Annotated in this window: 19 protein-coding genes and 1 tRNA gene; 9 read left to right on the top strand and 11 right to left on the bottom strand. The window is 74.7% G+C overall.

Annotated elements, in window-relative coordinates; genetic code table 11:
• The first annotated feature begins 18 nt into the window (after positions 1 to 18).
• Complete coding sequence (locus ACERUJ_RS16250; protein WP_370249862.1) at positions 19 to 669, top strand: TetR/AcrR family transcriptional regulator; 651 nt, start codon at positions 19 to 21, stop codon at positions 667 to 669.
• A gap of 3 nt (positions 670 to 672) precedes the next feature.
• Here ACERUJ_RS16250 and ACERUJ_RS16245 read toward each other — a convergent pair whose 3' ends face one another.
• The 4 genes from ACERUJ_RS16245 to ACERUJ_RS16230 form a co-directional block, all read right to left on the bottom strand.
• On the bottom strand, positions 673 to 1,743 hold the full coding sequence (locus ACERUJ_RS16245) for a hypothetical protein (RefSeq protein ID WP_370249861.1): 1,071 nt from the start codon (positions 1,741 to 1,743) through the stop codon (positions 673 to 675).
• Positions 1,717 to 1,789, bottom strand: a tRNA-Arg gene (locus ACERUJ_RS16240). The genes ACERUJ_RS16245 and ACERUJ_RS16240 overlap by 27 nt, the downstream gene beginning before the upstream one ends.
• A 49-nt stretch (positions 1,790 to 1,838) precedes the next feature.
• Positions 1,839 to 2,549, bottom strand: coding sequence for a hypothetical protein (locus ACERUJ_RS16235; RefSeq protein WP_370249860.1), 711 nt, complete (start codon positions 2,547 to 2,549; stop codon positions 1,839 to 1,841).
• Positions 2,550 to 2,613: 64 nt separating this feature from the next.
• Positions 2,614 to 4,038 (bottom strand): aminopeptidase P family protein, encoded by a 1,425-nt coding sequence (locus ACERUJ_RS16230; RefSeq protein ID WP_370249858.1) that lies wholly within the window; start codon positions 4,036 to 4,038, stop codon positions 2,614 to 2,616.
• Positions 4,039 to 4,164: 126 nt separating this feature from the next.
• Between ACERUJ_RS16230 and ACERUJ_RS16225 the strand changes: the two genes are divergently transcribed.
• The 5 genes from ACERUJ_RS16225 to ettA all read left to right on the top strand — a co-directional run bounded on the left by ACERUJ_RS16225 (position 4,165) and on the right by ettA (position 11,021).
• Complete coding sequence (locus ACERUJ_RS16225; RefSeq protein WP_370249857.1) at positions 4,165 to 5,283, top strand: PrsW family intramembrane metalloprotease; 1,119 nt, start codon at positions 4,165 to 4,167, stop codon at positions 5,281 to 5,283.
• Positions 5,280 to 7,001 carry a dynamin family protein gene (locus ACERUJ_RS16220; RefSeq protein ID WP_370249856.1) on the top strand — a complete coding sequence of 574 codons (1,722 nt, stop codon included), beginning with the start codon at positions 5,280 to 5,282 and terminating at the stop codon, positions 6,999 to 7,001. Before ACERUJ_RS16225 ends, ACERUJ_RS16220 begins: the two co-directional genes overlap by 4 nt.
• On the top strand, positions 6,998 to 8,614 hold the full coding sequence (locus ACERUJ_RS16215) for a GTPase (protein WP_370249853.1): 1,617 nt from the start codon (positions 6,998 to 7,000) through the stop codon (positions 8,612 to 8,614). The genes ACERUJ_RS16220 and ACERUJ_RS16215 overlap by 4 nt, the downstream gene beginning before the upstream one ends.
• A 193-nt stretch (positions 8,615 to 8,807) precedes the next feature.
• Complete coding sequence (locus tag ACERUJ_RS16210) at positions 8,808 to 9,275, top strand: single-stranded DNA-binding protein (RefSeq protein ID WP_370249851.1); 468 nt, start codon at positions 8,808 to 8,810, stop codon at positions 9,273 to 9,275.
• Positions 9,276 to 9,338: 63 nt separating this feature from the next.
• Complete coding sequence (gene ettA, locus ACERUJ_RS16205; RefSeq protein WP_370249850.1) at positions 9,339 to 11,021, top strand: energy-dependent translational throttle protein EttA; 1,683 nt, start codon at positions 9,339 to 9,341, stop codon at positions 11,019 to 11,021.
• Between the two features lie 264 nt (positions 11,022 to 11,285).
• Here the strand turns inward: ettA and ACERUJ_RS16200 are convergent, their stop codons facing one another.
• The 3 genes from ACERUJ_RS16200 to ACERUJ_RS16190 form a co-directional block, all read right to left on the bottom strand.
• Positions 11,286 to 11,780 (bottom strand): MarR family winged helix-turn-helix transcriptional regulator, encoded by a 495-nt coding sequence (locus tag ACERUJ_RS16200; RefSeq protein WP_370249849.1) that lies wholly within the window; start codon positions 11,778 to 11,780, stop codon positions 11,286 to 11,288.
• Positions 11,781 to 11,791: 11 nt separating this feature from the next.
• The gene (locus tag ACERUJ_RS16195) at positions 11,792 to 12,400 is read right to left on the bottom strand and encodes a GNAT family N-acetyltransferase (protein WP_370249847.1); all 609 of its coding nucleotides are present in this window, start codon (positions 12,398 to 12,400) and stop codon (positions 11,792 to 11,794) included.
• A gap of 71 nt (positions 12,401 to 12,471) precedes the next feature.
• Entirely contained in the window at positions 12,472 to 13,698 is a 1,227-nt protein-coding gene (locus tag ACERUJ_RS16190) for an acetyl-CoA C-acetyltransferase (RefSeq protein ID WP_370249845.1), read from the bottom strand.
• 70 nt (positions 13,699 to 13,768) lie between these two features.
• On the opposite strand from ACERUJ_RS16190, the gene ACERUJ_RS16185 reads away from it, so the two are divergent.
• The gene (locus tag ACERUJ_RS16185; protein WP_370249844.1) at positions 13,769 to 14,662 is read left to right on the top strand and encodes an acyl-CoA thioesterase; all 894 of its coding nucleotides are present in this window, start codon (positions 13,769 to 13,771) and stop codon (positions 14,660 to 14,662) included.
• A 38-nt stretch (positions 14,663 to 14,700) separates the two neighbouring features.
• On the opposite strand, the gene ACERUJ_RS16180 is transcribed toward ACERUJ_RS16185, so the two are convergent.
• The 4 genes from ACERUJ_RS16180 to ACERUJ_RS16165 all read right to left on the bottom strand — a co-directional run bounded on the left by ACERUJ_RS16180 (position 14,701) and on the right by ACERUJ_RS16165 (position 17,689).
• Positions 14,701 to 15,285, bottom strand: coding sequence for an RNA polymerase sigma factor (locus tag ACERUJ_RS16180; protein ID WP_370249843.1), 585 nt, complete (start codon positions 15,283 to 15,285; stop codon positions 14,701 to 14,703).
• Positions 15,282 to 16,178 (bottom strand): hypothetical protein, encoded by an 897-nt coding sequence (locus ACERUJ_RS16175; RefSeq protein WP_370249841.1) that lies wholly within the window; start codon positions 16,176 to 16,178, stop codon positions 15,282 to 15,284. Before ACERUJ_RS16175 ends, ACERUJ_RS16180 begins: the two co-directional genes overlap by 4 nt.
• Before the next feature lie 118 nt (positions 16,179 to 16,296).
• Positions 16,297 to 16,704: a globin gene (locus tag ACERUJ_RS16170; protein ID WP_370249840.1), complete on the bottom strand. Its 408-nt coding sequence runs from the start codon at positions 16,702 to 16,704 to the stop codon at positions 16,297 to 16,299.
• 19 nt (positions 16,705 to 16,723) lie between these two features.
• Positions 16,724 to 17,689, bottom strand: coding sequence for a mechanosensitive ion channel family protein (locus tag ACERUJ_RS16165; RefSeq protein ID WP_370249839.1), 966 nt, complete (start codon positions 17,687 to 17,689; stop codon positions 16,724 to 16,726).
• Positions 17,690 to 17,753: 64 nt separating this feature from the next.
• Here ACERUJ_RS16165 and ACERUJ_RS16160 point away from each other — a divergent pair, with 64 nt between their 5' ends.
• Entirely contained in the window at positions 17,754 to 18,146 is a 393-nt protein-coding gene (locus tag ACERUJ_RS16160) for a hypothetical protein (protein ID WP_370249838.1), read from the top strand.
• 5 nt (positions 18,147 to 18,151) lie between these two features.
• Entirely contained in the window at positions 18,152 to 18,529 is a 378-nt protein-coding gene (locus ACERUJ_RS16155) for a DUF5130 family protein (protein ID WP_370249837.1), read from the top strand.
• Positions 18,530 to 18,615 lie beyond the last annotated feature (86 nt).

Genomic DNA, 18,615 nt, shown 5'->3' with positions numbered 1-18,615 from the left:
CACCAGTAGCGTTCACCCGTGACCGGCCCCGCGAGCAGTCCTGCCACCAGCGCTGGGACGCGGGCCGAGCGCCGTCGCGAGCAGGTGCGACGCGAGATCCTCGAGGCCGCCTTCGAGTGCTTCGCCGAGCAGGGCTACCACCACACCGGGATCGCCGACATCGCCGCGCGCCTCGGCATGGGGCACGGCACCTTCTACCGCTACTTCGCGAACAAGCGCGACATCGTCGACCACGTCATCACCGACGTCATCGACCGGATCCTGCAGGCGCTCTCGGCCGAGAACGCCGCCGGCGCGGCCGCCACCCTGGCCGACTACGAGGCCCAGTCCGAGCGCATCGGCCGGGCGCTGGCGCGGATCCTGGGTGAGGACCCCCGCCTGGCGCGGCTGCTGCTCTTCGACGCCCCGGCCGTCGACGACGCCCTGCGCGAGCGGGTCCTGGACTTCCTCGAGACGGCGGTGACCCTGACCGGCGGCTACCTCTCCCACGGCATCGCCGCGGGCTACCTGCGCGCCGACCTCGACGTCGAGGCCACGGCCCGCGGGATCAACGGGATGATCCTCGGCACGGTGATCGCGGCGCAACGCGATCCCGCCGCGGCGTCGCAGGAGCGGATGAGCCGTGCAGTGCGCCGGTTGATGTACGACGGGATCGCGGCCCGCGGCTGAGCGCTAGCCGAGGCCGGCCGGGACCGGCGGCACCCTCAGGTCCCGGGTGAGCGTCAGCGTGTCCGTGGGCCCGCCGACCGGGTCGACGACGGCCACCGACCCGAGCGGCACCGACGTCGGTCGGCCCCCACCGGTGGGATCGACGTCGCGGACCCCCAGCACGGCGGTCCGGTCGCGCAGGCCGCCGAGGAGCAGCCCGCTCGCTCGGACGTCGCCGAGGTCGACCTCGCGACCGCGCTCGTCCACGACCCGCTCCAGAGCCACCTCGCCGATCCGCACCACCAGCCACGGGTCGTCCGCCGGCTCCCAGCCCCGGCCGGGCCAGTACGGCGTCCACCCGCTGACCGTGACGCGGCACGTCACGGTGGCGCGCCACCCCGGGCGGTCCGTGGTCCAGGCGCCGCAGGGCCGCGGGCTCCCCGGGGCGTCGAGCGCCCCGAGCGCCGCGGCGTCGCCCGACGGCGTGGCGCCCGGCGCCGCCTCCTGCGCGGCACCGTCGTACTCGACCCGGATCCGCAGGTCCTGCGCCGTCCGCTCCGACACGACGACGGCGGTGGTGGTGCGGCCGCCGCCGCTGATGCCGCGGCCGTCCATCACGACCGTGTACGGGTCGGGCACGGCCACGCCGTCCTCCGGCGGTCCGGAGCCGGCCACGAGGCTGATCCGCGTCGGCGCCACCCCGGCGGTGGCGAGCAGCCCGCCCCACGGCGCACCCTCGGTGGTGAACGCGACCTGCACCGGCACGAACCGCGCGTCGTCCGGTGCGTCGACGCCGTCGGTGTCGGTCTGGTCGACGTCGAGCACGTCGTCGGCGTCGAGGTGGTCCACGGGGGTCCCGAGGGCCACCGTCACGGTGCCGGTGGGCACGCGGAACTCCACGGGCGTGGCGGTGACGACGGCGTCGTCGACCCGGATCGTCGCCCCCGCCGGGGCCGTGGGGGCACAGCCGGTGAGGCTCGTCGCGAGGAGCGTGGTGGTCAGGAGTGGTGTCGCGACGGCCAGGACCGTGCGGCAGCCCCGAGATGCCTGCATCACGACCACCCCGGGCGCCCCCGGCAGGACTCGAACCTGCAACCCGCGGATTAGAAGGCCGCTGCGCTATCCGTTGCGCCACGGGGGCTCGGGGCCGTTGGGGCCCCGGTGCTCAGTCTGGCAAGCGGGTGGGAGGCTCAGTCGAGGAGGGCCTCGAGGCGCTCGAGCTGGGCGGCCGCGAGCTCGGGCACGGCGATGCTGCCGGTCACGCCGAACTCGTTGACCAGCACCGTGGTGAGGTTGTTGCCCAGCCGGGTGGCCACGCCGGTCACCGAGGCGGGGAAGGACTGGCCCTCGGCCTCCAGGGTGCCGGCCAGGGTCAGGGTGAGCTGCTCGTCGGCGCCCGCCACCGTGACGGCGTCGTCGACCGTCACCTGCAGGTCCAGGGTGACGCCGTCCTCGGTGGTGGTCGTCACCGCGGTGCAGCCCTCGAGCTGGTCGGCGAAGCCGGTGAGGGCCTGGCTCACCTGGTCCACGGAGTCGTAGGACGACGCGCCGCTGCCGATCATGACGCTCTCGTCGGGCGAGGCGAACTCGGTGCGGGCCTCCTCGGCGGGGTCGCCCGCCACCTCGTCGAAGCCGTCGACCTCCGCCAGGCAGGTGCCCGCGAAGATCGTGGAGTCCTCGTCGTCGGTGGGCTCGCGCTCGAGGAACCCGGCCGGCACCTCGCCCGCGGTGGTGAGGATGCTGGCGAGGTCGTCCTCGCTCAGCACGGTCACGGCCGGGCCGTCACCCGCGCCGGCGTCGTCCTCACCCCCGCCGCCGCACGCGGCGAGGACGGAGAGCGGGAGGGCCAGGGGGAGGACCAGCGCGGCGAGGCGCACGCGGGAGCGGGAGCAGGGAGTCACCGGCGCACAGTAGCGCCGCGCCCCGGCGCCGGCCAGGGTCCAGGGCGGGCCCCGGGGACCCGCCTCAGCGGCGGTGCTCGGCCATCCACGCCTCGACGGCGTCGGGCTCGCGGGGCAGCGACGCCGAGAGGTTGCGGTGGCCCTCGGCGGTGACGAGCAGGTCGTCCTCGATCCGGATGCCGATGCCGCGCAGCTCCTCGGGCACGAGCAGGTCGTCGGCCTGGAAGTACAGCCCCGGCTCGACGGTGAGCACCATGCCCTCGGCCAGGGTGCCCTGGGCGTAGGCCTCGGGGGCCGCGCGGCCGCAGTCGTGCACGTCGAGGCCGAGCATGTGGCTGGTGCCGTGCAGCGTCCAGCGGCTGTAGACCTTCGACTCCGGGTCCAGGGCCTCCTCGGCCGGCACCGGCAGCAGGCCCAGGCCCTCCAGGCCGTGGGCGAGCACGCGCATGGCGGCCTCGTGCGGGTCGGCGAACCGCGCGCCGGGGCGCACGGCGTCGAAGCCTGCCTGCTGGGCGTCGAGCACGAGCTGGTAGAGCTCGCGCTGGAGCGGGGTGAAGGTGCCCGAGACCGGCAGCGTGCGGGTGACGTCGGCGGTGTAGAGCTCGCGGCCCTCCACGCCCATGTCGAGCAGGACGAGGGTGCCGGGCTCGATGGGGCCGTCGTTGTCGATCCAGTGCAGCACCGTGGCGTGCGCGCCGCCGCCGACGATCGAGTCGTAGCCGAGGTCGTTGCCCATCGCCCGGGCCCGGCGGAAGAAGGTGCCCTCGATCCACCGCTCCCCGTACTGCAGCACCCGCTCCCACTCCTCCACGGAGTCCTGGAAGCCCAGGGCGGTGATGTCGCAGGCCTCCTGCAGCTGCCCGACCTCCCAGTCGTCCTTGATCAGCCGCAGCTCCGAGAGCACCCGGGCCAGCTCGTCGTCGCGCCCCGCGTCGCCCTCGACCGCGGCGTCGACGCTCGCCGAGACGCCGCGGTGCACCCGCGTCTTGCCGCCGCCCAGGGCCGCGGGGAGGTCGTCGGCGTGGCGCACCTCGAGGCCCAGGGCCTCGGAGAGCTCGCCCAGCGAGGGCCGCTTGCCCACCCACAGCTCGCCGTACTGCCGGTCGCGGAAGAACTCGTCGGTCTCGCGCCCGCTGCGCGGACGGGCGTAGAGCACGGCCTCGCCGTCGTCGATCACCAGCGTGGCGTCGGTGGTCTGGTTGCCGGTGAGGTGCACGTGGGCGGTGTCGACGCGGAACCGGTAGTCGGTGTCGTTGGCGCGCACCTTGTAGCCGCCGCCGGGGATCACGAGCCGTTCGCCGGGGAACATCTCGGCGAGGCGGGCGCGGCGGGCGGCCGCGTGGTCGGCCACCTCGCGCCGGGCGACGGCGGCCTCGCGGTCGGCCCAGCCGGTGCGCATGAACGCCGCCCAGGCGGCGGGCACCTTCGGGTCGTGGGACTCCGTGCCGTCCGTGCCGGTCTGCTCGCCCTGCCCGATCTGCTCGCTCACATCCAGCACCCTACGCCTCGTCGCCGACGACCGGACGGGGGTCGCGGACCTCCCTCGCCGGTCAGGACGGCCCGTCGCCGCCCGTCCGCGCGAGGAGAAAGCCCTGCTCACGCTAGGGTTCGCCCTATGCGCACGCGTCACGACAGCCTCGTCTTCACCGCGGTGGTGAGCGTGGCGGTCGTCCTCGGCGCGGGCGTGATGATCGCCGTGCTGGCCGTCAGCGGCGCCCCCGGCGTCGTGCTGCTGGCGCTCGCCCTCGCCGCGGTCCCGGTCGGCCCGCTGCTCGCGGCCTACCTCTGGCTCGACCGGTACGAGCCCGAGCCCCGCTCGCTGCTCGCCAGCGGCCTGCTGTGGGGCGCGGTCGTCGCCACCGCCGCGGCGCTGCTCATCGACGGCGTCGGGGGACTGGTGGTGCCGCTCACCGGCGACACCGGGCTCGTCGTCGTCACCCCGCTGGTGGAGGAGGCCGCCAAGGGGGCGTTCCTCCTCATGCTGCTGTGGTGGCGACGCGCCGAGCTCGACGGCATCCTCGACGGCCTGGTCTACGCCGGCATGGTCGGGATCGGGTTCGCCTTCACCGAGAACGTGCTCTACCTGATCGCGGCGTGGAACGGCACCGACGCCCTCGGGCCCGGCGGCCTGGTGGGCGTCACCGGCACCTTCGTGCTCCGCTGCGTCCTCAGCCCCTTCGCCCACCCGCTCTTCACCGCCTTCACCGGCCTCGGGGTCGGCCTGGCCGTCTCCTCCCGCCACGGCGCGGTGCGGGTGGGAGCGCCGCTGGTCGGCTACACCACCGCCGTGATCGCCCACGCCGTGTGGAACGCCGCCACGGTGCAGGGCCTGGGGCTGTTCGCCGGCGTCTACGTCGTGCTGTTCCTGCCCGCCCTGGCCGTCCTGGTCGGGATCGCGGTGTGGGCGCGCAGCAGCGAGCGCCGGCTGCTGGCCACGGCCCTGGCCGACGCCGCCGCCCGTGATCTCCTGCCCGCCACCGACATCGGCTGGGTCGTCGACCTCCGGGCCCGGCGCGCCGCCCGCGCCCACGCCGCCGCCGTCGGCGGGCCCGGTGCCGCCCGGGCGATGGCGCAGTACCAGCAGGCCGTCATCGAGCTCGGCTTCCTGCACCACCGCCTGCTGCGCGGCACCCCGCCGCAGGACTGGCAGGACCGCGGCGCCGACCACGTCGCCCGGATCCGCCGCCTCCGCCCCCACATCGCCTTCCCCGGACAGGTCGTGCCCGTCGCATGAGCGCTCGTTCCCTCGACGCCCGCATGGTGACCGCGCTGGTGCAGCTGCGCCAGTCGCTGGTCGCCGCCCCGCTGCCCTTCGAGCTCCCCGAGACGGCGGCGCTGGCCGCCGATCGCGCCCGGATGATCGACCAGCTCGAGGACTACCTCATCCCGCGCATGGCCACCCTCGAGGCCCCGCTGCTCGTCGTCGTCGGCGGCTCCACGGGGGCGGGCAAGTCGACGCTGGTCAACTCCCTGGTGGGGGAGCGGGTCACCGTGCCCGGCGTGCTGCGTCCCACCACCCGCTCGCCCGTGCTGGTGCACCACCCCGAGGACGCCGGCTGGTTCGGCCAGGACCGTCTGCTGCCCGAGCTGGTGCGGGTCGACTACACCACCGACGACCCCGACCGGATCCAGCTGGTGCCCTCCGCGGCGGTGCCGCGCGGGCTGGCGATCCTCGACGCCCCCGACGTCGACTCGGTGGAGGAGCGCAACCGGCTGCTCGCCACCCAGCTGCTCGCCGCGGCCGACCTGTGGCTCTTCGTCACCTCCGCGGCCCGCTACTCCGACCAGGTGCCGTGGGAGCACCTGCGCCACGCCGCCGACCGCAACGCCTCGGTCGCGATCGTCCTCGACCGCACGGCCGACGACGCCGTGCCGGTCGTGCGCACCCACCTGGCGCGGATGCTGGCGGCCCGCGGGTTGAAGGACTCCCCACTGTTCTGCGTGGCCGACGGCCAGGTCGACGACGACGGCCTGCTGCCCGCCGGCCACGTCGCCGAGATCCGTCGCTGGCTGGAGTCGCTGGCCGCCGACGCCGATGCCCGGCAGGCGGTGGTGCGCCAGACCCTGGAGGGCGCGGTGCGCCTGGTCACGCTGTCCAGCTACCCCATCGCCGACGCCGTCGCCTCCCAGCACGAGATCGCCGTGCGGCTGCACGCCGACGCGGTCGCCGCCGTCGAGGCGGCGGCGGCCACCCTGGCGGCGGCCAGCGCCGACGGCACCCTGCTGCGCGGCGACCTGCTCGCCCGGTGGCGCGAGTTCCTCGGCGGCACCGACCTGCTGCGTCCCGTGGAGGGGCGTGTCGGCGGGCTGCGCGAGCGCCTCGTGAACACCCTCAAGGGCAAGCCGCAGCAGGCCGAGCGGGTGCTCGCCGGGCTGGAGGCCTCCCTCGTGGCGCTCGTGGCCGAGCACGCCGAGCGGGTCGCGGGCGACGTCGCCGCGGTGTGGGAGGCCGACCCCGCCGGCGCGGCGGCCCTCGCGGCGGACCCCGACCTGCGCCGCGCGTCGCGCGACCTGCCCCGCCGCACCGAGCGGGCCGTGCGCGCCTGGCAGGAGGACCTCGCGGCGCTCGTGCGCGACGAGACCGCCACCAAGCGCACCAGCGCGCGCTTCCTGGCCCTCGGCGTCAGCGGCCTGTCGGTGGTGCTGGCGGTGCTCGCGGTGGCCGGTGAGCCCGACGCCGGCGCGGCGGAGCCGACGGCCGCCGGGCGGGCGCTGCTCGACAGCATCGTGGGCGCCTCGGTGAGCGCGACCCTGATCGAGCGGGCCCGACGTTCCTGGGAGCAGCGGGTCACCGCTGTGCTGCACGACGAGTCCGCCCGCTATCTTGCGCTGGTCGACGGGCTCGTGGGAGAGCCCCAGGCGGCCGCTCGGCTGCGTGAGGCGGCCCGCCGTGTCGACGACCTGCGTTTCGAGGTGTCGCGCGGCGACGCCGGTTCGGGAGAGACCGCATGACCGATCAGCCCGTCAGCACCACCCCGCCCCGCACCTGGGGGGCGGAGATGGGCGCGCGCGTCGCGGCACTGGAGGCCGCCGTGGCCGCCGGGCAGGGGCGGCTGGACGCCGCGCTGATCGAGGACGTACGCGGGGCGATCGACCGCGCCTCGGGCCGGCTGCGGCTCTCGGCCCAGCACACCGTCGTCGCCATCGCCGGCGCCACCGGCTCGGGCAAGTCCTCCACCTTCAACGCCCTCAACGGGCTGGAGCTGTCCTCCACCGGCGTGCGGCGTCCCACGACCTCCTGGGCCACCGCCTGCGTGTGGGGCAGCGAGGGCGCCGAGGAGCTGTTGTCCTGGCTCGGCATCCCGCCGCGGCACCAGACGATGCGCGAGTCGATGCTCGACACCCAGGTGGCCGACCGCGAGCTCGACGGCGTCGTGCTGCTCGACCTGCCCGACCACGACTCCACCGAGGTGGCCCACCACCTCGAGGTCGACCGTCTCGTCGAGCTCGCCGACCTGCTGGTCTGGGTGCTCGACCCGCAGAAGTACGCCGACGCCGCGATCCACGACCGCTACCTCGCGCCGCTGCGCACCCACGCCGGGGTCATGCTGGTGGTGCTCAACCACATCGACTCCGTGCCCGTCGACCGCCGTCAGGCGATGGTCGACGACGTGCGCCGCCTGCTCGACCTCGACGGGCTCACCGACGTCCCCGTCTTCCCGATCTCGGCCACCGAGGGCACCGGCGTCACCGCGCTGCGCGCCGAGATCGTCAACCGCGTCGCCGCCAAGCGGCAGACCCGCGACAAGATGATGGCCGACCTCCGGGCGGTCGCCCTGCGGCTGGCCGAGGCCACCGGCGACGGCACGCCGCGCGACCTCGGGCCCGTCCAGGTGGAGGCCGTGGTCTCCGCGGTGGGCGACGCCGCCGGTGTCGCCACGCTGGGCGCCGCCGTCGAGTCCGCGGCCCGGCGCCGGGTCGCGCGCGCCGTCGCCTGGCCGCCGCTGCGCGCCCTCGCCGGTCGCGGCGGGGAGAGCGACGAGCTCGCGGACCGGCTCAGCTCGCTGGGCCGCGGGGAGTCCCTGGCGGTGCCGCCGGTGGCGCGCGAGCGCGTGCTCGCCGCCGCCCGCACCCTCGGCGACGACACCGCCGCCGGTCTGGCCGCGCCGTGGGCCGACGCCGTGGGCTCCGCCGCGCTCCGCGGCGGGGAGGCGCTGACCACGCGACTCGATGCCGACCTGCCCGCCGTCGACCTGCGGGCCACTGCGCTGCCCGGGTGGGCCGGCGCGGTGCGCGCGTTGCAGTGGCTGCTGCTCCTCGGCGCGGTCGGCGGCCTGGGCTGGACCGGCTACGCCGCCGTCGACGGCTCGCTGGGCGACGTCGCCGTCGCCGGAGCACCGGCACCGGTCGTGCTGCTCGTGGTGTGCCTGGTGGTGGGGCTGGTGCTCGGCGTGGCCGCGCGCGCCAAGGTCGCGGCAGCCGCGACCGCCGCCCGCGAGGAGGCGGAGTCGGCGCTCACCGATGCCGTGCGCACCGCCGCCCGCGAGTCCCTCATCACCCCCGTCGGTCAGGAGCTGGCCGCGCACGCGGCCGTGCGTCGCGCGCTCGCGCCGGCGCTGGCCTGATCCCGGCGCGCCCCGGCGGCCGCCTGCTCGCCGGCCGGTGCGTCGGGCGGTGCGTCGGGCGGTCGTCCCCAGGCGGGGCGTCCCGTGAGGTCCTCCCCAGCCCGGAGGTGGTCGGTGTCGCCGTGTCAGCGGCACCCGGTGGAGTGGGTCCGCGGCGCCGCAGCGGCGTCGTCCCCGACTCCGAGGAGCAGCCATGACCCACGACCCCGTCCTCACCCTCCAGGGCCGCATCGGCGGCGACGTCGTCCTGCGACGGGCCGGCGACCACCCGGTGGCCACCTTCCGGGTGGCCGTCACCCCGCGTCGTCTCCAGCGCTCCACCGGCACCTGGACCGACCTGGAGACCCAGTGGTACTCGGTCTCGGCCTGGCGCGGGCTGGCCGAGAACTGCGCCGCCTCGCTGCGCCGCGGCGACCCCGTGCTCGTGCACGGCCGGCTCACCGTGCACACCTACACCACCAAGGCCGGCGTCCAGGCCCAGGAATGGCGGATCGAGGCCGTCACCGTGGGTCCCGACCTCACGCGCGGCGCCACGACGTGGCGCCCGGCCGCGGCGCGCGGCCCGGAGCCCCTCGGGGCCGCGGCGCCGGCGGACGAGGACGGGCCCGACGACGGGCCCGACCACGGGGCCGAGGCCGCGGGGGAGCCGTCCGCCGCCTGAGCCGGGGGTGCGGCCCGGGCCCGTGGTCGGCGCACCCCGCTGCGGCCACTAGGGTGGTGACCCATGGCGGACTATGTCTTCACGCTGCGCAACGTGCGCAAGGCCCACGGCGACAAGGTCGTCCTGGACAACGTCACCCTCTCGTTCCTGCACGGCGCCAAGATCGGCGTCGTCGGCCCCAACGGCACGGGGAAGTCCTCGCTGCTCAAGATCATGGCGGGCCTGGACCAGGCCAACAACGGCGACGCGCTGCTCGACCCCGAGGCCACCGTCGGCATGCTCCAGCAGGAGCCGCCGCTCACCGAGGGCAAGACGGTGCTCGAGAACGTCGAGGAGGCCGTCGGCGACATCCTCACCAAGAAGAAGCGCTACGACGAGATCTCCGAGGCGATGGCCGACCCGGACGCCGACTTCGACACCCTGCTCGCCGAGATGGGCGAGCTGCAGGAGGCGCTGGACGCCGCCAACGTGTGGGACCTCGACAGCCGGCTCGACCAGGCCATGGACGCCCTGCGGTGCCCCCCGCCGGACGTCCTGGTGGACAACCTCTCCGGTGGTGAGCGGCGTCGCGTCGCGCTGTGCAAGCTGCTGCTCCAGCAGCCCGACCTGCTGCTCCTCGACGAGCCCACCAACCACCTCGACGCCGAGTCGGTGCAGTGGCTCGAGGGCCACCTCAAGAGCTACCCGGGCGCGGTCCTGGCCATCACCCACGACCGGTACTTCCTCGACAACGTCGCGGAGTGGATCCTCGAGCTCGACCGCGGCAAGACCCACCCCTACGAGGGCAACTACTCCACCTACCTGGAGACCAAGAAGGAGCGGCTCAAGATCGAGGGGCAGAAGGACGCCAAGCGCGCCAAGCTGCTCGAGCGCGAGCTGGAGTGGGTCCGCTCCAACGCCAAGGCCCGTCAGACCAAGAGCAAGTCGCGTCTGGCCCGCTACGAGGAGCTCGCCGCCGAGGCCGACAAGGCCCGCAAGATCGACACCGCCGAGATCAACATCCCGCCGGGTCCGCGCCTGGGCGACGTCGTGCTCGAGGCCTCGCACCTCACCAAGGGCTTCGAGGGTCGCACGCTGTGGAACGACATCTCCTTCACCCTGCCGCGCGCCGGCATCGTCGGCGTCGTCGGCCCCAACGGCGTCGGCAAGACCACCCTGTTCCGCATGATCACCGGCGGCGAGACCCCCGACTCCGGCGCGCTGACGGTCGGCCAGACCGTGAAGCTGTCCTACGTCGACCAGAGCCGCGGCGGCATCGACCCGAACAAGAACGTCTGGGAGGTCGTCTCCGACGGGCTGGACTTCATCAAGGTCGCCAACTTCGAGATGAACAGCCGCGCCTACGTGGCCTCGTTCGGCTTCAAGGGCCCGGACCAGCAGAAGAAGGCCGGCGTGCTCTCGGGTGGTGAGCGCAACCGTCTCAACCTCGCACTGACCCTCAAGCAGGGCGGCAACGTGCTGCTGCTCGACGAGCCCACCAACGACCTCGACGTCGAGACCCTGTCCTCGCTCGAGGACGCCCTCCTGGAGTTCCCCGGCTGCGCCGTGGTCACCTCCCACGACCGGTGGTTCCTCGACCGCATCGCCACCCACATCCTGGCCTGGGAGGGCACCGAGGACACCGAGGGCGCCTGGTTCTGGTTCGAGGGCAACTTCGCCTCCTACGAGGAGAACAAGATCGAGCGCCTCGGCGTCGACGCCGCCCGCCCGCACCGCGTCACCCACCGTCGCCTCACCCGCGACTGACCGGGACCGACCACGCACCACCCCGACGAGGGCCGGCGGATCCACCAGGATCCGCCGGCCCTCGTCGCACCACCCCTCGTTCGTCGAGGAGGCGCCCTGGCGCCGTCACGAGACGCGGTGGGTCGGGTGCGGCCTCGAAGGACGGAGGCTTGTCGGGTGCGGGCGCCTCGAGACCCTCGCTGCGCTCGCTCCTCGACGACCGTGCCCCGGCGCCGTCACGAGACGCCGCGGTGGGACGACGGGCGACCGGTGCCGCGGGCGGGCTCAGCCGCGGATGTCGAGGTCGGGGCGGCCGGCGATGAGGTGGTCGGTGACGGCGTCCATCACCCGGCCGAGGGCGGCGAAGTCGGCGGGGTCGGCGAGGTCGACCAGCAGCGACCGCACGCCCTCCACGTGCACCGGCGCCACCCGGCGCAGCAGGTCCCACCCGTGATCCGTGAGCCTCGCGACGACGCCGCGCCCGTCGTCGGGCGACTCGGTGCGCTCGACGAGCCCGGCGGCCTCCATCCGCTTGACGGTGTGGGTCACCCGGCTGCGGCTGTGGGCCAGGGCGTCGGCCAGCTGCGCCATCCGCAGGCTGCCGCCGCGCTCGGAGAGGCGCACGAGGATCTCGTACTCGGGCATCGAGACGCCGTGGGCGCGCAGGTCGTCGTCGAGGCGGTCGAAGAGCAGGGTGGTGCCCAGGATCAGCGCACGCCAGGCGCGCTGCTGGCCGTCGTCGAGCCAGCGGGGCTCTGCGTCGTCGGCGGTGGCGTCCACGCCCACCGACTCTAGTGATCCGCGCCGCGCTGCGCCTCGCCGGGCGCGCGAGTCGCGAGATCGTGTCGCATCAGCACGCGCGGATGACTGCTGAGCACCGATCCGGTGGGGGCGACCCAGCGGAAGCCGGCGGCCTCGAAGGCGGCCCGGGTGCCGACGTAGGCCATCGTCTGCTCGATCCGGCGCCCGGCGTTGTCCAGCGGGTAGGCCTCCAGGGCCGGTGCGCCGCGCTCGCGCGCGAACCCGACCGCGCCGGCGATCAGTCGGTGGGTGAGGCCCCGGCCCCGGTGGCCGGGCCGGACCCGTAGGCACCACACCGACCAGACGTCGAGGTCGTCGACCCGCGGGATCGTGCGGCTGCGGGCGAAGCCGGTCTCCGACCGGGGCGCCACCGCGGCCCAGCCCACCGGCACCTCGTCGTCGTAGGCGATCACGCCGAGGGGACCTGAGCGCAGCAGCTCCTCGACCTTGTCGGAGCGGGCCTGCCCCCGCAGCGAGCGGTTCAGGGCCGAGGGGATGCGGTGGGAGAGGCAGAAGCAGTTGCTCGAGGTGGGCTGACGAGGCCCGAGCAGCGTGGCGATGTCCTCGAACACGACGGCGGGCCGCACCTGCAGACTCATGGTCCGCACGGTACGGCCCGCCGCCGACGAGACGTGTCCGACCGCCCCCGGGGGCACCGGGGGCGCGGGGATCAGGCCAGGCGCTCCAGGATCAGCGCCATGCCCATGCCGCCGCCCACGCACATGGTGATCAGGCCGGTGGACTTGTCGTGGAACTGCAGGGAGTTGATCAGGGTGTTCTGCAGCCGGGCGCCGGTCATGCCGAAGGGGTGGCCCACGGCGATCGCGCCGCCGTTGACGTTGACCTTGTCCAGGGGCAGGCCGAGGTCCTGGTAGGACGGCACGACCTGGGCGGCGAAGGCCTCGTTGATCTCGGCGAGGTCGATGTCGTCGATGGTCATCCCGGCGTGCTTGAGGGCGTTGCGGGTGGCCTCGACGGGGCCGAGACCCATGATCTCCGGCGAGAGGCCGGAGACGCCGGTGGAGACGACGCGGGCCAGCGGGGTCAGGCCCAGCTCGGCGGCGCGGGTGTCGGACATCAGCACCACCGCGGCGGCGCCGTCGTTGAGGGCGCAGCAGTTGCCCGCGGTGACCACGCCGTCGGGGCGGAAGACCGGCTGCAGCCCGGCGATGGCGTCGTAGGTGACGCCGGCGCGCGGGCCGTCGTCGGCGGTGACGACGGTGCCGTCAGGGGTGGTGACGGGGGTGATCTCCCGCTCCCAGAAGCCCTTCGCGATGGCCTGCTCGGCGAGGTTCTGCGACCGCACGGCGAACTCGTCGAGCTCCTTGCGGTCCAGCCCGCGCAGGGTGGCGACGTTCTCGGCCGTCTGACCCATGGCGATGTAGACGTCGGGCAGCAGCCCGGCCTCGCGGGGGTCGGTCCACGCGCCCGCGCCGTTGCCGGCCTCGGCGGTGGCCTTGGTGCGGGCCTTGGCGTCGGCGAAGAGCGGGTTGTGGGTGTCGGGCCAGTGGTCGGAGGTGCCCTTGGCGAAGCGCGAGACGGTCTCGACGCCGGCGGAGATGAAGACGTCGCCCTCGCCGGCCTTGATGGCGTGGAAGGCCATCCGGGTGGACTGCACCGAGGAGGCGCAGTAGCGGGTCACGGTGGTGCCGGGGATGGCGTCGTAGCCCAACAGCACGCTGACGTTGCGGGCCATGTTGTTGCCGGACTCGCCGCCGGGCAGACCGCAGCCGAGGATGAGGTCGTCCACCGTGGTGGGGTCCAGCGCGGGGATCTTGTCCAGCGCCGCCCGCACGATGGTGGCCGTGAGGTCGTCGGGGCGCAGGTCCTTCAGAGACCCCTTGTTGGCGCGCCCGATCGGCGAGCGGGCGGTGGAGACGATGACTGCTTCGGGCATCGAGGTGACTTTCGGTCTCGGGAGATGTGCCCGTTCAGACTAGAACAGGTCCTACTGCTTGGATCGAGGCGTGCGTCACGTGTACCGCTGCCCGCTGCGCTGGGCCGATCTCGACCAGCTCGGTCACGTCAACAACGTGACCTACGTCGACTACCTCCAGGAGGCCCGCGCCGACCTGATGCGCCGGCTGTTCCCCGAGCGTGACGGCGCGGCGCCGGGGGAGGGGCTCACCGAGGGCGTGGTCGTGGTGCGGCACGAGGTCACCTACCTCGCGCCGATGCCGTTGCGGTTCCGGCCGGTCAACGTCGAGGTGTGGGTCACCCAGGTGCGCGCGGCCAGCTTCACCCTGGCCTACGAGGTGTTCCACGACGACGACACCGCCCCTGACGGGCGGCTGGTGTACCTGCGGGCGGTCACGGTGCTCAGCCCGTTCGTGTTCGCCCAGGAGCGGCCACGGCGCCTCACCGACGTCGAGAAGGCCGCGCTGGAGACCTACCGCGAGCCCGAGCCGGCCTGGCGCCAGGTGACGCCGCGGCTGGCGCCGGTGCCCGACGCGGGCGCCTTCCACTACCCGGTGCACGTCCGGTTCTCCGACGTCGACGCCTACCGGCACGTCAACAACGTCGTGTACGTCGAGTACTTCCAGGAGGCCCGGCTGCGGATGATGCGGGAGATCTCGCGCAGCAGCGGCGAGGTCTTCCCGACGGTGGTCGTGGCCCAGGCCGACGTCGACTACCACCGGCCGCTGCTGTTCCGCGAGCAGCCCTACGACTGCTGGTCGCAGATCACGGCGCTCGGCAGCCGGTCGATCACGATCGAGGCCGAGATCCGCGACGGCGCCACGGTCTGTGCGCGCTCGCGGGTGGTGCTCGTGGTCTTCGACGCCGCCACGCAGCGCTCCGCCGCGCCCTCGGACCGGGTGCGCGAGGCGTTGCTCGGGGTGCTCGCCGAGCGGGTCGGCTGACGCCGGCGGCCCCCACCGCCACCTCAGGGGTGGGGTGCTCAGGAGGGTCCGGTCGCCGCGATCCCCGACTCCGACGCCAACAGTGGGGAGCCGCGCAACCGCTTCAGGCCGCGGTGACGCGCCACCCGCAGCGCCACCGCCGAGACCCCCAGGATCTCCGCCGCGCGGGCCTGGTCGAAGCCCAGGCCGTCGACCAGCCCGATCGCGTCGCGCTCCTTGGGCGGCAGGGTGGCGAGCACCGCGCGCACCCAGTCGTTCTCGGACAGCAGCAGGGTCTGCTCACTCGCGGTGGCCGCCCCGACCTCCCGCGGCTCGGGTATCAGCGCCGGCTCGACGGTGGTGGTCGCCCGCCGCTGGGAGCGCCGGTGGGTGGTGGCGCTGAGCTTGCGGGCGATGCCGAACAGCCAGCCTGCGAACGCGTCGGCGTCGCCGGTGAAGTCGTGCACCTTCTCGGCGGCCACCAGCCAGGCCTGGGCCGCGAGGTCGTCGGCGTCGAGGGCGGCGTCGCCGCAGGGGCGGGTGCGCAGCCACGTGACCAGACGCCCGGCGTGCGCGCGGTACAGCGCTCGCCAGGCGTCGGGATCACCGGACTTCGCGGCCCGGACGACGTCGTCGTCGCTCACCCCCGGTCCGGCCCCTTCCCGGGGAGCTCGACCGCAGTCTGTCCCGGCTGACCCGGCGCGTCCGGCAGCGCCGGCGTGCCGCCGCGCGGGCCGCCGCCCTGGCCGCCGCTCTGGCCGCTGCCCTGGCCCGAGGGCGGAGTCCCCGCCGGAGGCGTGGCCGGCGGGGTCGGATCGGTGCCACCGCCCTGGCCACCCGCGCCGGGGCCCTTGCCCCGGTCGCCGTCCTTGCCCTGCCCGGCTCCGTTGCTGCCCGCGTTGTTGCCGCCCGCGTTGCTGCCGGCGGAGTTCTCCGCGGCGTTGCCGCCGGCGTTGCCGCGGTCGCCGCCCCGGCCCTTGCCCGTGCCTTCGCCGGGGGTGGTCTCGGGCGGGGTGCCGGGGGTCACCGGGGGAGTGGCGACACCGGAGCCCGGCAGGTCCTCGGAGCCGGGCGGGGTCGACGACGGCCCGGGGGCGTCCGGCGCGTCGTCCCCGCGGCCCCCGTCACGGCTGCCGTCGCGGCCCTCGTCACGCCCGCCGTCCCGGCCGGGACGATCCTCGCGCGCCCCGTGACCGTCGTGGTCGGCGCCGGGACGGCCGCCGTCCGACCGCCCGCCGTGGTCCGGGGCGTCGTCGGTGGGCGTGTCCGGGGTGGCGGGTGCGCTGGGTCGCGCGGGGTCGCCGCCGGGTCCGGGCAGGCCGACGCCGGCGAGCCCGCCGGTGGCCCAGGCACCGCCACCGGCCAGCACCGCGCCGGCCAGGCCCAGGCCGAGGGCCCGGCCGCGTCGGGCGCGGGGGCGGGCGGCGGCCGTCGAGGTCGTGGGCGCGCCGGCGCGCGCGAGGCCGGCGAGGCGGGCGACGAGGGCGTCGTCGGGCTCCAGCGTCGGCGGGTGCAGGGAGAGCGGTACGGCAGGCATGGGGTCCTCGGGTGGGTCGGCTCGCGGGGAGTGTCGACCCGTTCCTGTCATCGGCCCCGCCCGGCGTTACATGAGGACCCGCACCGGACCCGGGGTGCGACGGTGGACGCCGCCGACGTCACTCCGGCACGTTGACCATGAACTGCGCGGCGTGGGTGACGTACTCCCAGAACTGCTGGTCGTCCTCGGGCGGCAGCGCGACCTCGTCGAGCGCGGCCCGGAAGTGCAGCAGCCAGCGGTCGCGGGCGGCGGGGCTCACGGGGTAGGGCGCGTGCCGCATCCGGAGCCGGGGGTGCCCCCGCCGCTCGGAGTAGGTCGTCGGCCCGCCCCAGTACTGCATGAGGAAGAGCCGGAACCGCTCCTCGGCGGGGCCGAGGTCGGCCTCGGGGTACATCGGGCGCAGGAGGTCGTCGGTGGCGACCCCGGCGTAGAACCTGGCCACGATGCGCGTGATCGTCGACTCGCCGCCGATCCGTGCGAAGAAGCTCTCCGGCTCCGGCTCCGGCGTAGTGTCCACGGGCTCCATTGTGCGGGGTGGGCCGCGCTCAGCTGCCGGTGCCCTCGACCGGACCCGTGTCCTGGCCGCTGCCGGGCTCGGTGCGGTGCCACACGACCCTCTGGGGCAGCGGCATCTCGATGCCCTCGTGGTCGAAGCGGGCCTTGATGCGCTCGCGCATCTCCCGGGCCACCGCCCACTGCTCCCCGGGCCGGGTCTTGAGCACCACCCGCACCGTGATGCCGTCCACCGCGAGGGCCTGCACGCCCCACACGTCGGGCTCCTCGATCACCTGGTGCCGGAAGTCCTCGTCGACCCACAGGTCGTGGGCGACCTCGGCGAGCACGCGGCGCACCTGCGCGATGTCCTCGTGGTAGGCGACGTTGACGTCGAGCACGGTCCGGGCCCAGTTCTGGCTCTGGTTGCCCACGCGCAGGATCTCGCCGTTGGGCACGTACCAGACGGTGCCGTCGACGTCGCGCAGCCGCGTGACACGCAGGCTCACCGCCTCGACCGTGCCGATCGCCTCGCCGAGGTCGACGGTGTCGCCGACGCCGTACTGGTCCTCGATGATGAGGAACAGCCCGGACAGGAAGTCCTTCACCAGCGACTGGGCGCCGAAGCCGAGGGCGATGCCGAGGATCCCGGCGCTGGCGATGATCGGGGCGATGTCCACCCCGACCTCGCTGAGCATCATCGTGCCGAACACCGCGATCAGCACACCGGTGACCAGCGACTTGATCAGCCCGCCGATGGCCTCCGCCCGCTGCACACGTCGGTCCGGGCCCAGGGCGTTGACCCGGTCGGGCAGCTGGGCGTAGGCGGCCCGGTCGATGGCCCGGCCGATCAGCCGGTGCAGCACCCAGCGCAGCGCCAGGGCGAGGGCGAAGAGCCCCACCAGCGCCAACGGCCGCCCGATGAGGACGTCGGAGTAGCCCGCGAACCGTGAACTTCCCGTGATATCGAACACAAGGTTGCAGATCATCTCGTCGGGATCACACGGGTTCGTGGCCATGGGGCATGCATAACAGGTGAGCGCATGGCGTTCCCACCCGTTCGGGGCCGATATCCTCGAGGGCGTGAGCCGACCCGAGAGCCGACCCGCCGCCACCCGACTCCCTCGCGCCCTGCGCCGTGTCGCCGCGCTGGTCGCCACCCTCCCGGCGCTGGTCGTCGTCGGGCTGCTCACCGCGCAGCCCGCCTCGGCCTCGAGCCTGCCCGAGGGCTGGGAGACCCAGGAGGGCGTCAGCCCGGCCTACGCCTTCGGGATCGTGCTCGGCATCCCGCTCCTGCTGGCGCTCGTCATCGCGGTCCTGGTCTACGCCCCGGCCGTCGCCCGCGGCGAGAGCGTCCGCCCCGGCGCGCAGCAGCCCGAGCCGCAGTGGCTCGGTGGCCCGCGCCGCGAGATCAACGAGCTCGCCGCTCCCGACTCCGAGGGTTCCGCCGCCGGCGGCGCCAGCGGCAGCTGGTAACGACGATGTCGGTGCTCACCGCGAGCGAGCAGGCCGCGCTCGACACGACGATCCGCCAGGCCGAGCAGGTCTGCCGCGCCGAGATCTCGGTGTACCTCGGCCCCGTCGACGGCGAGCCCCGCGACTTCGCCACCAGCCTGCACAACACGCTCGTGGCGCCCTCCCGCAGCATCCTGATCCTGGTCGACCCCGAGCGCCGCATCGTCGAGGTCGTCACCGGCGGCTGGGTGCGTCGCACGCTGTCGGACCGCGAGGTCGAGCACGCCATCGCGTCCATGACCTCGGTCTTCGCCGCCGGCGACCTCGTGTCCGGTCTGCGCCGCGGCATCCAGCAGCTGGCCGAGCACGCCCGCCCCCCGCAGACCCTGCACGCCGGCGCCTGACGCCGCGCCCGCGAGGCGCTGAGCGACGAACGACGCACACGGCCCCGGCCGCTCCCCGCCGGGAGCGGCCGGGGCCGTGGTGGTGT

Source organism: Nocardioides sp., from assembly GCF_964228225.1.
In the GTDB taxonomy this organism is placed as follows: Bacteria; Actinomycetota; Actinomycetes; order Propionibacteriales; family Nocardioidaceae; genus Nocardioides.
The sequence above is the reverse complement of the archived record's forward strand: the minus strand, read 5'-3'. Positions and strand labels throughout refer to the sequence as shown.